Annotated in this window: 11 protein-coding genes; 3 read left to right on the top strand and 8 right to left on the bottom strand. The window is 70.1% G+C overall.

Translation table 11 applies throughout. The features are described from left to right. Positions 1–13: 13 nt before the first annotated feature. From QWJ38_RS13685 to QWJ38_RS13710, 6 genes are all read right to left on the bottom strand, one after another. Positions 14–1,540 (bottom strand): hypothetical protein, encoded by a 1,527-nt coding sequence (locus QWJ38_RS13685; RefSeq protein WP_290359639.1) that lies wholly within the window; start codon positions 1,538–1,540, stop codon positions 14–16. Between the two features lie 133 nt (positions 1,541–1,673). Continuing rightward, on the bottom strand, positions 1,674–2,627 hold the full coding sequence (locus QWJ38_RS13690; protein WP_290359640.1) for a tyrosine recombinase XerC: 954 nt from the start codon (positions 2,625–2,627) through the stop codon (positions 1,674–1,676). After that, the gene (locus tag QWJ38_RS13695; RefSeq protein ID WP_290359641.1) at positions 2,605–3,321 is read right to left on the bottom strand and encodes a DUF484 family protein; all 717 of its coding nucleotides are present in this window, start codon (positions 3,319–3,321) and stop codon (positions 2,605–2,607) included. The genes QWJ38_RS13690 and QWJ38_RS13695 overlap by 23 nt, the downstream gene beginning before the upstream one ends. Continuing rightward, entirely contained in the window at positions 3,321–4,184 is an 864-nt protein-coding gene (gene dapF, locus QWJ38_RS13700; protein ID WP_290359642.1) for a diaminopimelate epimerase, read from the bottom strand. Before dapF ends, QWJ38_RS13695 begins: the two co-directional genes overlap by 1 nt. 80 nt (positions 4,185–4,264) lie before the next feature. Continuing rightward, positions 4,265–5,149 (bottom strand): LpxL/LpxP family acyltransferase, encoded by an 885-nt coding sequence (locus tag QWJ38_RS13705; RefSeq protein WP_290359643.1) that lies wholly within the window; start codon positions 5,147–5,149, stop codon positions 4,265–4,267. Beyond that, on the bottom strand, positions 5,150–6,052 hold the full coding sequence (locus QWJ38_RS13710; protein ID WP_290359644.1) for a lysophospholipid acyltransferase family protein: 903 nt from the start codon (positions 6,050–6,052) through the stop codon (positions 5,150–5,152). Positions 6,053–6,227: 175 nt separating this feature from the next. Between QWJ38_RS13710 and metK the strand changes: the two genes are divergently transcribed. Next, a complete protein-coding gene (metK, locus tag QWJ38_RS13715; RefSeq protein WP_290359645.1) occupies positions 6,228–7,409 on the top strand; it encodes a methionine adenosyltransferase in 1,182 nt (393 codons plus the stop codon). A gap of 140 nt (positions 7,410–7,549) precedes the next feature. Here the strand turns inward: metK and QWJ38_RS13720 are convergent, their stop codons facing one another. Beyond that, positions 7,550–7,996 carry a hypothetical protein gene (locus tag QWJ38_RS13720; RefSeq protein WP_290359646.1) on the bottom strand — a complete coding sequence of 149 codons (447 nt, stop codon included), beginning with the start codon at positions 7,994–7,996 and terminating at the stop codon, positions 7,550–7,552. 207 nt (positions 7,997–8,203) lie between these two features. Continuing rightward, positions 8,204–8,914, bottom strand: coding sequence for an Hcp family type VI secretion system effector (locus QWJ38_RS13725; protein ID WP_290359647.1), 711 nt, complete (start codon positions 8,912–8,914; stop codon positions 8,204–8,206). A gap of 143 nt (positions 8,915–9,057) precedes the next feature. Between QWJ38_RS13725 and QWJ38_RS13730 the strand changes: the two genes are divergently transcribed. Next, positions 9,058–10,188, top strand: coding sequence for a DNA glycosylase AlkZ-like family protein (locus QWJ38_RS13730; RefSeq protein WP_290359648.1), 1,131 nt, complete (start codon positions 9,058–9,060; stop codon positions 10,186–10,188). 62 nt (positions 10,189–10,250) lie between these two features. After that, positions 10,251–12,623 carry a fatty acid cis/trans isomerase gene (locus QWJ38_RS13735; protein WP_290359649.1) on the top strand — a complete coding sequence of 791 codons (2,373 nt, stop codon included), beginning with the start codon at positions 10,251–10,253 and terminating at the stop codon, positions 12,621–12,623. Positions 12,624–12,625: the final 2 nt, after the last annotated feature.

The raw sequence follows: 12,625 nt of genomic DNA on the forward strand, positions 1-12,625 counted from the left end.
TGGAGCTTCGCGGCTAGCGTCCGGGCACACCATAGGCGTAGCCCAGCGACAGATTGAGGAGCGGCGTCGACTGGTCCGAGCTGGCGAGGCTGCGCCACTGGCCCAGACCGGCCCGCAGCCGCAGCCTATCCCAGTCGCGCTGCGCCCAGAGCTCCCATTGCGCGATCGCACCGCCGCCGACCGCCAGACCGCCGCCGCCGCCCGCGCCCAGCAAGGCCTCGGCGCCGACCCGCCACTGCCCCGGCTGCGGCCCATGGCTTTGCAGGCCGAGGCCGATCAGGCCGAAGGAGTAGGCGCCGGCGTGGCCAAAGGCGGCGCTGCCGGCCTGAGCGATACCGTAGAGGGCTTCGTCCAGCTGGCGCGTCATCATGATGGCCAGATGCGTGACCGGCTCGCGCCGCCCGTCCTTGAACAGCACATCGGGGTTGTACTGGACGCTGCTGTAGAACTGCTGCTCGCGCACGGTGCCGCTGCGGCGCTCGCCGCCACCGGGCTGCGGCCGCGCCTCCAGCGGCAGGCCCAGGCTGAGGCGCAGATAGCGGGCGGAGAAGTGGCCGCCGAAGGCCGCGTTCCAGCCGGCGTCCAGATGCAGCGAGGGGCCCCAGGGCGTCTGCCAGCGCAGGCTGGGGCCGGCGCGCCACAGCCAGCCGCTGCCCGTATCGACATTGCCGCCGCCGCCCAGGCCCAGGCCCAGCCGGCCGCCCAGGCGCAGGCCGCTGTCGCCCAGTGCCCAGTCCTGGCCGGCGCTGGCGAACACGTCCATATAGCCATCGGCGTTGCCCGAGGTTGCGCCGGCCGCCTCCAGGCTCCACCAACTGCCCTCGTCCAGATAGCGCCGGCCCTCGCCGCCGGCCGTGCCCAGGCGCGCGGTGCTGGGATTGCCCGAGCGGTCGCGCGTGTCGGCCTCGGGCGCGTAGCTGCCGGCGAACAACAGGATTTCGTCGAAGCCGACGCCGCTGCGATCGCGGCTCGTGCCGCGCCGGCCCGCATCGGCCGGCGCGAAACTGTGGAAGTCCAGCGCGCGCCCCAGCACCAGGCCGACGCTGCCGTCGCCGATATTGCCGCTGGGGAAGCCGACATGGGACAGGGCGATGCCGGCATACCAGTCGCCGAACTCGGTGCGCAGCGAGATCTCGGGCCGCAGCATCAGGCCGCCGCCGGGGCGCATGCGGTCCGAGCTGAGCCCGCCGCCGGCCACCGCCGACAGGCCCAGCGCCAGATGCGTGTGCGCGCTGAGGCGCAGGCGGCGCTGGGCGCTGATGCCAAAGGTGAAGAAGCCGCCGTAATTGCCCTGGGCGGCGCCGTAGAGGCTGGGACCGAAGCCCCAGTCCTCGTCGACCGCGAGCAGGTAGTTGAAGCCGGCCAGCGCGATGCGCTCGCCGGTGGGCAGGCGCAGCGGGGTCCAGCTGAACTCCATGGCGGCCGGGCGACTCGCCGCCGGGCGCAGCGGCGAGGCAGGGACATCGAGAGGATCGGCCCCGGCGATCAGGGGCTGGTTCAATAGCAGGGCAAGGCCGGCCAAGGCGGCACGAACGGTCATGGAGGGGGCAATCGCTGAATCTGTAGTTGTTGTCGTCGTGGCGCGCGGGCCGGCCGCGCGCTGCTGGAGCGCCCGGGCAAACGCGGTGCCGTCCGCCGCGGGCCGGCTATTGTCCCGCCTCGGCGCCTAGGCTTTATTTCTTCTTCGCACGCGGATGCGCCGCGTCATAGACCTTGGCCAGGTGCTGGAAGTCCAGCTGCGTGTAGACCTGGGTGGTCGTGATGTGCGCATGGCCCAGCAGTTCCTGCACCGCGCGCAGATCGCCGCTGGACTGCAGCAGATGGGAGGCAAAGGAGTGGCGCAGCATATGCGGGTGCACATGGGTCGGCATGCCGGCGGCCAGCGCGCGCGCCTTCAACCGCGCGCGGATCTGCGGCGCGCCGAGCCGGCCGCCGCGCGCGCCGACCAGCAGGGCCGGTTCGCCGGCGCGGGCCAGGCCAGGCCGCAGCGCCAGCCAGTCCTGCAGCGCCGCGAGCGCCGCGCGGCCGAGCGGCACGCTGCGGCGCTTGCTGCCCTTGCCCAGCACCTGTGCCTCGGCCCCGGCCAGATCGATCCAGCCCTGCGCCGCCGCGCTGGCCTGCAGGTCCAGGCCCACCAGTTCGGCCACGCGCAGGCCGCAGCCGTAGAGCAGCTCGACGATGCAGCGGTCCAGCACATCGGAGGGCTCCCGCCCGCCGGGCGCGTATTCGGCCAGCTGCACCGCATCGTCGACGGCCAGCGCCTTCGGCAAGGGCTTGGCCGCCTTCGGCGCGCGCAGTCCGTCGAAGGGATTGAGCTCGACCAGGCGCTCGCGACCGAGCCAGCGGTAGAGGCCGCGCCAGGCCGATAGAAGCAGGGCCATGCTGCGCGGCGCCAGCTCGGCTTCGGCGTGCAAGCGCGCGGCCCAGCGTCGCGCCTGCGGCGGCTGCAGCTTCAGCAGTTCGACGCCGTCGCGCTCCGCGCATTGCTGCAGCCGGCGCAACGCATCGGCGTAGATCTGCAGGCTGCGCGGCGCCAGCCGGCGCTGCACCCGCGCATGGTCGAGGTAGGCGGCGAGCGGCGCCGCCAGCGGCGACGGCGACGCCTCAGGCGCCGGGCTGGCCTTCATCGGCAGTCGGCAGCAGCCGCACCAGCGCCGCGCTGGCGATATCGCCGATGCGGGCCAGGAACTCGGTGCCCATCTCGGCCGTGTAGCGGGTCGGATCGGGCGAGCCCAGCACCAAGAGGCCAAAGCTCTGCGGCACCGCGCCGTCCCTTTGACGCGTCAGCGGGATCAGCGCCAGCGAGGTCGCACCGCCGCCGCCCTCGGCCACGCTCAGCCAGCGCGCTGCCTCGAAGCCGGAGTTGACGCCGCAATAGGGCTGGGACAGGCTGGCCGCGAAGCTCTTCACATCGGCGCTGACCGGCTGCGCGAACTCGGCCTCGACATGCTCGGCCGCGACGCCCCACAGGCGCAGGCCGGCCTGCGGGATCATGAACTGGTGGCGCAGCTCGCGGAGCAGCACCTCGGGCACGGCCGCGGCGTCATGCGTCAGCATCATCGCGCGGGTCCAGCGGTGCAGGCGGTCGGCGATGGCGACGTTCTCCTGGCCGTTGCGGATCATCTCGATGATCTTGAACTCCAGGCCCTTGATCTTCTCGCGCAGCATCTCGGCCTGGCGCTCCTGCAGCGAGACCGCGCGCTGGCCATGCGGATGGCTCAGCTGGATCGTCGCCAGCAGTTCGGCATGGCGCTCGAAGAAGCCCGGCGTGTTGACCAGGAAGTCGGCGATGTCCTGTTCGGTAATTCCTTGCGTGCTCATCACAGCGTGATCTCTCCCTCAAAAACGGTTTGTGCCGGGCCGGTCATCAGCACCGGCGCGTCCAGGCCTTGCGACAGGCCGGCCCACTCGATCCTCAGATCGCCGCCGCGCGTATGCACCTCGACCGCCTCGTCCAATAGCCCCAAGCGGATGCCGGCGACGACGGCCGCACAGGCGCCGGTGCCGCAGGCCAGGGTCTCGCCAGCATCGCGCTCGAACACGCGCAGCTTCACTTCGCGGCGCGAGACGATCTGCAAAAAGCCGGCATTGACCTTGCGCGGGAAGCGCCGGTGCGCCTCGATCAGCGGCCCCTGCTCGGCGACGGGGTGCGTATCGACCTCGGCGACGCGCTGCACCGCATGCGGATTGCCCATCGACAGCACGGCGAACTCGGCTTGGGCGAGGCCTTCCAGCGGCCACAGCTCGAAGCCGTTCTCGATGCGCGGGCTCAGGCCCGTGCCGTCGAAGGGCACGCGCGCCAGCTCGAACACCGGCGCGCCCATGTCCACGCGCACGCGACCGTCCTCGCGCAGCTGCAGCTCGAGCAAGGCATTGACGGTCTCGACCTTGATGCTGCGCTTGTCGCTCAGGCCCTTCTCCGCCACATAGCGGACGAAGCAGCGGGCGCCATTGCCGCAATGCTCGACCTCCTCGCCGCTGGCACCGTTGAAGATGCGGTAGCGGAAATCGACATCGGCGCGCTCGCTGCGCTCGATGACGAGGATCTGGTCGCAGCCGACGCCGAAGCGCCGATCGCCGAGCCGGCGCAGCTGGGCGGTCGTCAGCGCCAGCGGCGCCGCCGTCGCGTCGAGGACGACGAAGTCATTGCCGGCGCCCTGCATCTTGGTGAAGCGCAAATTCATTCGGCCATTATCGCGGGCCGAGCGCCACCGGCGTCTCGCCGGTGGCCGGCCAAGGTATTCCTTGGACGAGGGGCTTCATCTCAGTACAGCGAAGCCTCGCCCTCGGGCCGCGTCTTGAAGCGCTTGTGCACCCAGAAGTACTGGGCCGGTTGCTCGCGCACCTTGGCCTCCAGCCAGGCATTCAGCGTGCGCGCGTCGGCCACCAGATCGTCGCTCGGATAGCCGGGCAGCGGCTCGCAGAGTTCGATCTGATAGCCCTGCCCGCCCGGCAACATGGTCACGACGACCGGCTGCACCGGGGTCTTCATCGTCGCGGCGATCTTGGCCGGCGCCAGCAGGGTGCAGGCCGGCACGCCGAAGAAGGGCACGAAGGCCGAGTCCTTGGGGCCGAAGTCCTGGTCCGGCGAGTTGACGAAGGAATAGCCCTCGCGGATGCGCCGCAGCACCGAACGCACGCCCTCATGGCGGTTGACCAGATGGGTGGTGCCGAAGCGCGAGCGCGCCGCGCGCAGGCGCGCGTCGAAGACCGGATTGCTCTGGCGCTGATAGATGCAGACGCCGGGCGCGCGCTGGTTCAGGCCCAGGGCCAGCGCCGCCCATTCGAGGCCGACGAAGTGTGGCAGCACCCAGGTCACCGGTCCGGCGCGCTCGGCCAGCTGGATGTCGCCCTTGATGTGCATGATGCGCTGCAGGCGCTCGGCCGGCGCGAACCACATCAGGCCGCGGTCGAGCAGGCTGCGCGCCAGCCAGCCGAAATGCTCGCGCGCCAGCGCCTCGCGCTCCTCGGCCGACTTCTCCGGGAAGCACAGCTCCAGATTGCGCAGCGCGATGCGCCGGCGCGAGCCGGCCAGGCGCCACAGCAGCGCGCCCAGGCCGCGGCCCAGCGCCGCCAGCACCGACAGCGGCAGGAAGTGCAGGAGCCAGAGGATGGCGATCAGGACATGGGCACCCAGGCGGCCGGCCATTCAGCGCTCCTGCCCGGTGGCGGTCGCCGCGGCCGCCGGCTCGGGCGCGGCGGCGATGTCCAGGCCGCGCGGCCGCTTGTAGCGGTTGTAGCCCCACAGATATTGGCCCGGCGCCAGGCGGATCATCTGCTCCATTGCCGCATTGATCGTCGCGGCCGCCTCCTCGGGCGACAGCTCGCGCGCGATCGCGGGCGCGGGCATGACATGCACCGCGTAGCCCTGCCCGCCGGGCAGGCGCTCGCCCCAGATCAGCAGCAGCGCCGCGCCGGTCTGCTGCACCAGGCGGGCGGCCAGGGTCATCGTGTAGGCCGGCCGGCCGAAGAACGGTGCCCAGACGCCCAGGCCCTCGGGCGGCACCTGGTCGGGCAACAGGCCTATCGTCTGGCCCTGGCGCAGTGCGCGGATCATCTGGCGCACGCCGGCCAGGGTCGCGGGCGCGGTCGCCAGGCCCGGGCGACCGCGCGAATCGTCGACGATGGGCCGCAGCCAGGCCTTGCGCGCCGGGCGGAACAAGACGGTGATCGGCCGCTCGGCATCGCAGAAGCGCTCGGCAACGGCCTGGGCGCAGATCTCGAAGCAGCCCAGATGCGGGGTCAGCAGCACCAGGCCGCGCCGCTCGGCCAGCGCCGCCTCGATCAGCTCGGCGCCCTCCCAGCGCAAGCGCCGGCCGAGCCGCTCCTCGGCCGGGCGCAGCCACAGCCAGGGCGTCTCGGCAATCATCCGCCCGGCGGCGGCGATGGCCGGACGGGCGGCCGCCCAGGGCAGGCCGGCGACGGCCACATTGGCCTGGAAACGCTGGCGGTAGCTGGCCGAGGCCGCATAGGTCAGCCAGCCGGCCAGGCCGCCCAGGGCGTGCAAAAGACGCAGGGGCCAGCGGGCGAGAAAGCGGAACAACAGCAACATATTTCTATAATGAGGGCGTCGCCGAGTTACTGAACAACTTGCGGGGCGATGCGGGTTTCTCGAATTCTGGGGCCCCGCCGGGCAGCAAGGCTGCTCAATAAGTGCCGCTAAAGCGTTCGCCGCGTCATTCCCGACATCCGGCAACGCCGATGGACTGTCAACACGGAGTGTAAAAGTGGCGAACGATTTTCTCTTTACTTCTGAATCGGTCTCCGAAGGTCATCCGGACAAGGTGGCCGACCAGATCTCGGACGCGATTCTCGACGCAATCTTCACCCAGGACCCGCGCTCGCGCGTCGCGGCCGAGACGCTGACCAATACCGGCCTCGTGGTGCTGGCCGGCGAGATCACCACCAACGCCCACGTCGACTACATCCAGGTCGCGCGCGACACGATCAAGCGCATCGGCTACGACAACACCGAATACGGCATCGACTACAAGGGCTGCGCGGTGCTGGTCGCCTACGACAAGCAGAGCAATGACATCGCCCAGGGCGTGGACCAGGCCAGCGACGACCATCTGAACACCGGCGCGGGCGACCAGGGTTTGATGTTCGGCTATGCCTGCGACGAGACGCCCGAGCTGATGCCGGCCCCGATCTATTACGCCCACCGTCTGGTCGAACGCCAGGCGCAGCTGCGCAAGGACGGTCGCCTGCCCTTCCTGCGTCCCGACGCCAAGAGCCAGGTGACGATGCGCTATGTTGACGGCAAGCCGCACTCGATCGACACCGTCGTGCTCTCGACCCAGCACCACCCGGACCAGAGCGAGACGCCGACGAAGATGAAGGCCAGCTTCATCGAGGCCGTCATCGAGGAGATCATCAAGCCGGTCCTGCCGAAGGAATGGCTGAAGGAAACGAAGTACCTGATCAACCCGACCGGCCGCTTCGTCATCGGCGGCCCGCAGGGCGACTGCGGCCTGACCGGCCGCAAGATCATCGTCGACACCTATGGCGGCGCCTGCCCGCATGGCGGCGGCGCCTTCTCGGGCAAGGACCCGACCAAGGTCGACCGCTCGGCCGCCTATGCGGCCCGCTATGTGGCCAAGAACATCGTCGCCGCCGGCCTGGCGCGGCAATGCCAGATCCAGGTCGCCTACGCGATCGGCGTGGCGCGCCCGATGAACGTGACCGTCTACACCGAAGGCACCGGCGTGATCTCCGACGATCGCCTGTCGGCCCTGGTGCAGGAACATTTCGATCTGCGGCCCAAGGGCATCATCCAGATGCTGGATCTCTTGCGCCCGATCTACACCAAGACCGCCGCCTACGGCCACTTCGGCCGCGAAGAGCCGGAGTTCACGTGGGAGAGGACGGACAAGGCCGCGGCGCTGCGTGCAGCGGCCGGCCTGTAAAGGCCGGCATCCGCGAAACGGATCGGCCGCCTTGCGGCGCAGGCCAACTTCGCGCAGCGAAGTTAGGGCCCGTCAGGGCCGGCCGAAGCCACAAGGCTGAGCCCAACAAAAGCACCGGCTATGCCGGTGCTTTTCTTTTGTCAATGCTCGATCAGCGCCGACTCGATCGCGCCGATCGCCTCGCCCAGCTTGGTGCGGGCCAGTGCCTTGCACTGCTCGTTGCTGGCGTTCGGGATGGCGCCGAAGGTCGAAGCCGTCTTGGCCGGCTTGAACAGCAGCTCCTTGCGGGCGCGGGGCAGGATCATCGCGCGCGCGGTCACGACGCAGGTCTTTTCGGCGGTGAAACCGCCCATCACCTGGCTGACGAAGCCCCATTTCTTGGCCGGGTACAGCTTGCGGACCTTGTCCGACGCGTATTCCTTCCAGACCGAGCCGGCGACGGCGCCGTCCATCAGGAACTCGGTCGAATGATCGAGCACGATATAGGGCGTGCCCGCGGGCGCGGAGGCGGGCGCGGGCGCGGCCAGCGTCAACGCGGAACTCGACAGCAGCAGGGCGGCGAGCAAGGGTCCTCTGATTTTTCTCATGACTGTCCTTGAATGAAGGAAAAGAGCGAGTAGCAAGCGGGCTCGCTAGCGAACGAAGCAATCAATCAGCGGCGGGCCCCGAAGACTGACCCGGCGGCGCCAGTGTAGGAGCGGCCGGCGGCCCGCACGCAGCGCCGGCCGCCGCCGCAGCAAAAACTGTCTTTCATCGGCAACAGCCGGCGCCGTGCCCTCGCTCCCGCCGACCGCTCAGGTCGGCGTCCGCTGCCATCGGACACGCCGGCCCAGGATGGCCAGACCCAGGGCCAGCAGAACCCAGGTCTGCGGCTCGGGCACCGCCGAAGGGATGGGCAGATCGGCCAGCGCGCCGATCGAACCGCCGGACAGCAAGAGGCCGGTCAAGGCCTGCGGGTCGCCGCTGAAGCCGCCCTTGGCCTTGCTCAGATCCCAATAGGCGCTAATCAGCTTGCGGTTACCCTTGTCGTCCTGCTGCCAGTAGTTCATCGTGATCTTCTGCGCCAGCAGCGAGGCCGAAGCGACCGGCGTTTCGCTGGAGCCGCTGACCTGCAGCGAGCTGAGATTGGCCTCATCGAAGATCATCTGGAAGAAGGGCCTGGACATGTCCTCACCGGGGTGCACGACATCGAGGGTCGCCTTCGGATAGACCTTCCCGCTGGCCACGCCGAAGAAGATCGGCACAGTCGACGAGTCGACAAACTGCATCCAGCTCAGGTCGCTGAAGCTGGCCTTGCCGGCCCCCGAGCCCGCGCCCCCTATCACCCCGCCGTAGCTATTGCTGACCCCCCAGGAGAAGCTGAGGGCGTCGATCCATCGGAGGTGCGCCTTGTCGGTGCTTTCTCCGTTGATGCCTTCGATCTTCAGGAAAAGATCGTTGGCCGCGGCGGCTGGACCTGCCAGCAACGCCAGCCCCAGTGCCAGGGGCAGAAGGAATCGCTTCATGCTGATCTCCTACGATAAGGGTTGTTGCTTTCACGGATGGAGGGTCGGCCCGCTGGGGCGCGACCCCGTTGGACCATAGGCCTGTGCCGAGCCGCCAGCCATCCCGAACAACACAAGACCCGACCCGCCCGGAGCTGCCGACCGTGAGCACGACCGCGAAGACAAGCAGGACAAGAAAGCCCAGCCCGCCGACCTTGGATGAGCTGCGCCGCTACGCGATCGCCCGCTCGCTGTTCAAGCCGACCACGCTGCCGCGCGCGATCGCGCGGCTGGGCTTCGTGCAGGCCGATCCGATGCGGGCGCCGGCGCGCGCGCAAGACCTGATCCTGCGGCACCGCGTCAGCGGCTACCGCGCCGGCGATCTCGAGCAGCGCTATGCGCGGCTGAAGATCGAGGAGGACTGCCTCGTCAACTACGGCTTCGTCGAGCGCCGCACGCTGGCGCTGCTGCATCCGCGCGAGGCGCGCCGCAGCTGGGACGCGAAGACGCGCGAGCAGGCCGAGCAGCTGCTCGCCGCCGTGCGCCAGCGCGGCCCGACCCATCCCAAGCATCTGCTAGAGGAATTCGCCCACCATGGCCGCCAGGCCGGCTACTGGGGCGGCGAGCTCAACGTCAGCACGCAGCTGCTCGACGGCCTGCATTACCGCGGCCAGCTGCGGGTCAAGCGGCGCGACAACGGCACCCGCGTCTACGAGGCGATCGCCCACCCCGAGCAGGACCAGAGCCCCGCGGCCCGCACGCAGCGCGCCGAGGCGCTGCTGGACATGGTGCTCGCGCTCTATGCGCCGCTGACGGCCGCCAGCTTCGGCTACCTGACCTCGCTGCTCGGCTATGGCGCGCCGCATCTGCGCGCGGAGACGCGTGCGGCCTTCAAGCGCGCCAAGCAGCGCTATGCCCATGCCCAGATCGAAGGCCAGACTTGGTACTGGCCGGCCGACGAGAACCCGCGCTCCAGGCGCCATGCGGCCGATGCGCAGCTGCGCCTGCTGGCGCCCTTCGACCCAGTGGTCTGGGATCGCCGGCGCTTCGAGCTGTTCTGGGGCTGGGCCTACCGCTTCGAGGCCTACACGCCGGCGGCCAAACGCCAGATGGGCCATTACGCGCTGCCGCTGCTGTGGGGCGAGGAGATGCCGGGCTGGGCCAATCTGCGCGTCGACAAGGGCCGGCTGCGGCATGAGCTCGGCTTCACCGGCGCGCGGCCGCGCAGCGCCGCCTTCCGGCTGGCGCTGGAGGAGGAGCTGGCGCGCATCGAGCAATTCCTCGGCCTGGCATGAGCTGACCCTGGGCGCCGGCATTTCGAGGCCACAATGGCCGCATCGCGACTCGCCCCGTCGATATGCGCCGCATCGCCGTTTCCCTGAGTGCCGCCGCCCTGCTGGCGGCCTGTGCCACCGTGGTGACCTCGAAGCTGGACGCCGAGTTCGGCCCGGCCGACCCGGCCCGCTTCGACAAGCCGGCGGCGCCGCCGCCCGGTGAGTCCTATGCGCAGCACATCCAGCCGATCCTGAACCAGCGCTGCGTCGTCTGCCATGCCTGCTACGACGCGCCCTGCCAGCTGAAGGCGACGAGCTGGGACGGCCTGGCGCGCGGCGCCAGCAAGCACCGCGTCTACGACGCCGCAAGGCTGCTGGCCGACGCGCCGAGCCGTCTCTATGTGGACGCGCAGCTGCCGTCCGAATGGCGCAGCCGCGAATTCTTCGCGGTGCTGAACGAGCGCACGCCAGCGCCCGAGGCGAACCGCTCGCTGAGCCTGCTGCACCGGATGCTGAGCCTGAAGCAGCAACACCCCTGGCCGGCCGGCGATGCGAAGGCCCAGGCCACGCTGAACCTGGACCCCGATGCCGCGGCCAGCTGCCCGGCCGACATCGCCGAGATGGACCGCTACGCGCAGAACAAGCCACTGGGCGGCATGCCCTATGGCCTGCCGGGGCTCGCCCCCGACGAGCATGCGCGGCTGACGCGCTGGATCGAGCAGGGTGCGCCCTACGAGGGCCCCGCGCCGCTGCCGGCCGCGCTGCAGCAGCAGGTGGCGCTGTGGGAGCGCTTCCTGAACGGCGACTCGGCCAAGGAGCGGCTGTTCGCCCGCTATGCCTACGAGCATCTGTTCCTCGCGCATCTGTACTTCGGCGCCGAGGCGGACGGCCGGCGGCAGTTCTTCCGCCTGGTCCGTTCGAGCACGCCGCCGGGCCAGCCGACGCGCCTCGTCGCCAGCGCGCGGCCGGTGGACGACCCGGGCGTCGCGCGCGTCTACTACCGGATCGAGCCCGAGCGCGAGGCCATCGTCGCCAAGACCCATATGCCCTACCGGCTCGACGCCGCGCGGATGGCGCGCTGGCGCGCGCTGTTCCTGGCGCCGGACTACAGGGTCGACCAGCTGCCCGGCTACGACGCCGGCACCGCCGCCAACCCCTTCGCGACCTTTGCCGCGCTGCCGGTCGGCGCGCGCTACCGCTTCATGCTCGACGAGGCGGAGTTCACGGTAATGGGCTTCATCAAGGGCCCGGTCTGCCGCGGCCAGGCGGCGCTGAACGTGATCGAGGACCAGTTCTGGGTGACCTTCCTGGCGCCATCGCCGGCCTACGACGAGGCGATCGCCAAGCTGCTGCAGAACGCGACCGAGGTCGCCGCCCTGCCGACCGGCAGCAGCAATACCGGCGCGCTGCTGAAGTGGCTGCAGTATGGCCAGAAGGAAAGCAGCTACCGCCAGACCCGTAGCGCCCATATCAATGCCGCGCTGAACGGGCGCGAGCGACTGGACCTGAACCTGATCTGGGACGGCACGGGCGATGGCAGCGTCCGCAACGACAACGCCGGCCTGACCGTGTTCCGCCATTTCGACAGCGCCAGCGTCGTCAAGGGCTTCGTCGGCCCGGCACCGAAGACGGCCTGGGTGATCGACTATCCGCTGCTCGAGCGCATCCACTACCTGCTCGTTGCCAACTACGACGTCTACGGCAATGTCGGTCATCAGCTGAACTCGCGGCTGTACATGGACTATCTGCGCATGGAGGGCGAGTTCAACTTCATCGCGCTGCTGCCCAAGGCCGGGCGCATCGCGACGCGCGATCACTGGTATCGCGGTGTCGACCAAAACGTGCGCGAGCAGGTCTACGGCGGGCCCGATACGACGCTGACGGTTGACAGCGCCGTGCCTTACCGCAGCAGCGACCCGCGCGCCGAGCTGCTGGAGCTGCTGCGCGCGCGGCTGGGCCCGGCGCTGGCCCAGGGCACGGACTGGCGCCGCCATGCGCCGGCGCCGCTGCAGGCGGCGCTGCAGCCGCTGGCCGCGCTGCAGGGCGAGGCCCTGCAATGGCTGCCCGAGGCGGCCGTGCTGGTCGTCGAGCTGCCCGATGGCGAGCGGCGGAACTTCAGCCTCTTGCGCAACACCGCGCATGCCAGCGTTGCGCATCTGCTCGGCGAGGAAAAGCGCCTGCTGCCGCAGGAGGACACCTTGACGCTGACCGCCGGCATCGTCGGCAGCTATCCGAACGCGTTCTACCGCGCCCGCGCCGCCGAACTGCCGGCCCTGGTCGCCGCGATCGCGGCCTTGCGCTCCGAGGCCGACTACACGAGCTTCGCCCGCCGCTGGGCGGTTCGGCGCGACGACGCGCAGTTCTGGGCCTTCAGCGACGCCCTGCTGCAGCGCTACGGGAAGGAGCAGCCGCTGGAGGCCGGCTTGCTCGACTACAACCGCCTGGAGAACCGCTAGGA

The sequence above is a fragment of the Roseateles violae genome, from assembly GCF_030410485.1.
GTDB lineage: Bacteria > Pseudomonadota > Gammaproteobacteria > Burkholderiales > Burkholderiaceae_C > Roseateles_D > Roseateles_D violae.

Bases quoted from the DNA above. Each gene is read 5' to 3' on its own strand.
- QWJ38_RS13695 (WP_290359641.1), bottom strand. From the start codon at position 3,321: ATGAGCACGCAAGGAATTACCGAACAGGACATCGCCGACTTCCTGGTC.
- QWJ38_RS13710 (WP_290359644.1), bottom strand. From the start codon at position 6,052: ATGTTGCTGTTGTTCCGCTTTCTCGCCCGCTGGCCCCTGCGTCTTTTG.
- QWJ38_RS13685 (WP_290359639.1), bottom strand. From the start codon at position 1,540: ATGACCGTTCGTGCCGCCTTGGCCGGCCTTGCCCTGCTATTGAACCAG.
- QWJ38_RS13690 (WP_290359640.1), bottom strand. From the start codon at position 2,627: ATGAAGGCCAGCCCGGCGCCTGAGGCGTCGCCGTCGCCGCTGGCGGCG.
- QWJ38_RS13735 (WP_290359649.1), top strand. From the start codon at position 10,251: ATGCGCCGCATCGCCGTTTCCCTGAGTGCCGCCGCCCTGCTGGCGGCC.
- QWJ38_RS13725 (WP_290359647.1), bottom strand. From the start codon at position 8,914: ATGAAGCGATTCCTTCTGCCCCTGGCACTGGGGCTGGCGTTGCTGGCA.
- dapF (WP_290359642.1), bottom strand. From the start codon at position 4,184: ATGAATTTGCGCTTCACCAAGATGCAGGGCGCCGGCAATGACTTCGTC.
- QWJ38_RS13705 (WP_290359643.1), bottom strand. From the start codon at position 5,149: ATGGCCGGCCGCCTGGGTGCCCATGTCCTGATCGCCATCCTCTGGCTC.
- QWJ38_RS13720 (WP_290359646.1), bottom strand. From the start codon at position 7,996: ATGAGAAAAATCAGAGGACCCTTGCTCGCCGCCCTGCTGCTGTCGAGT.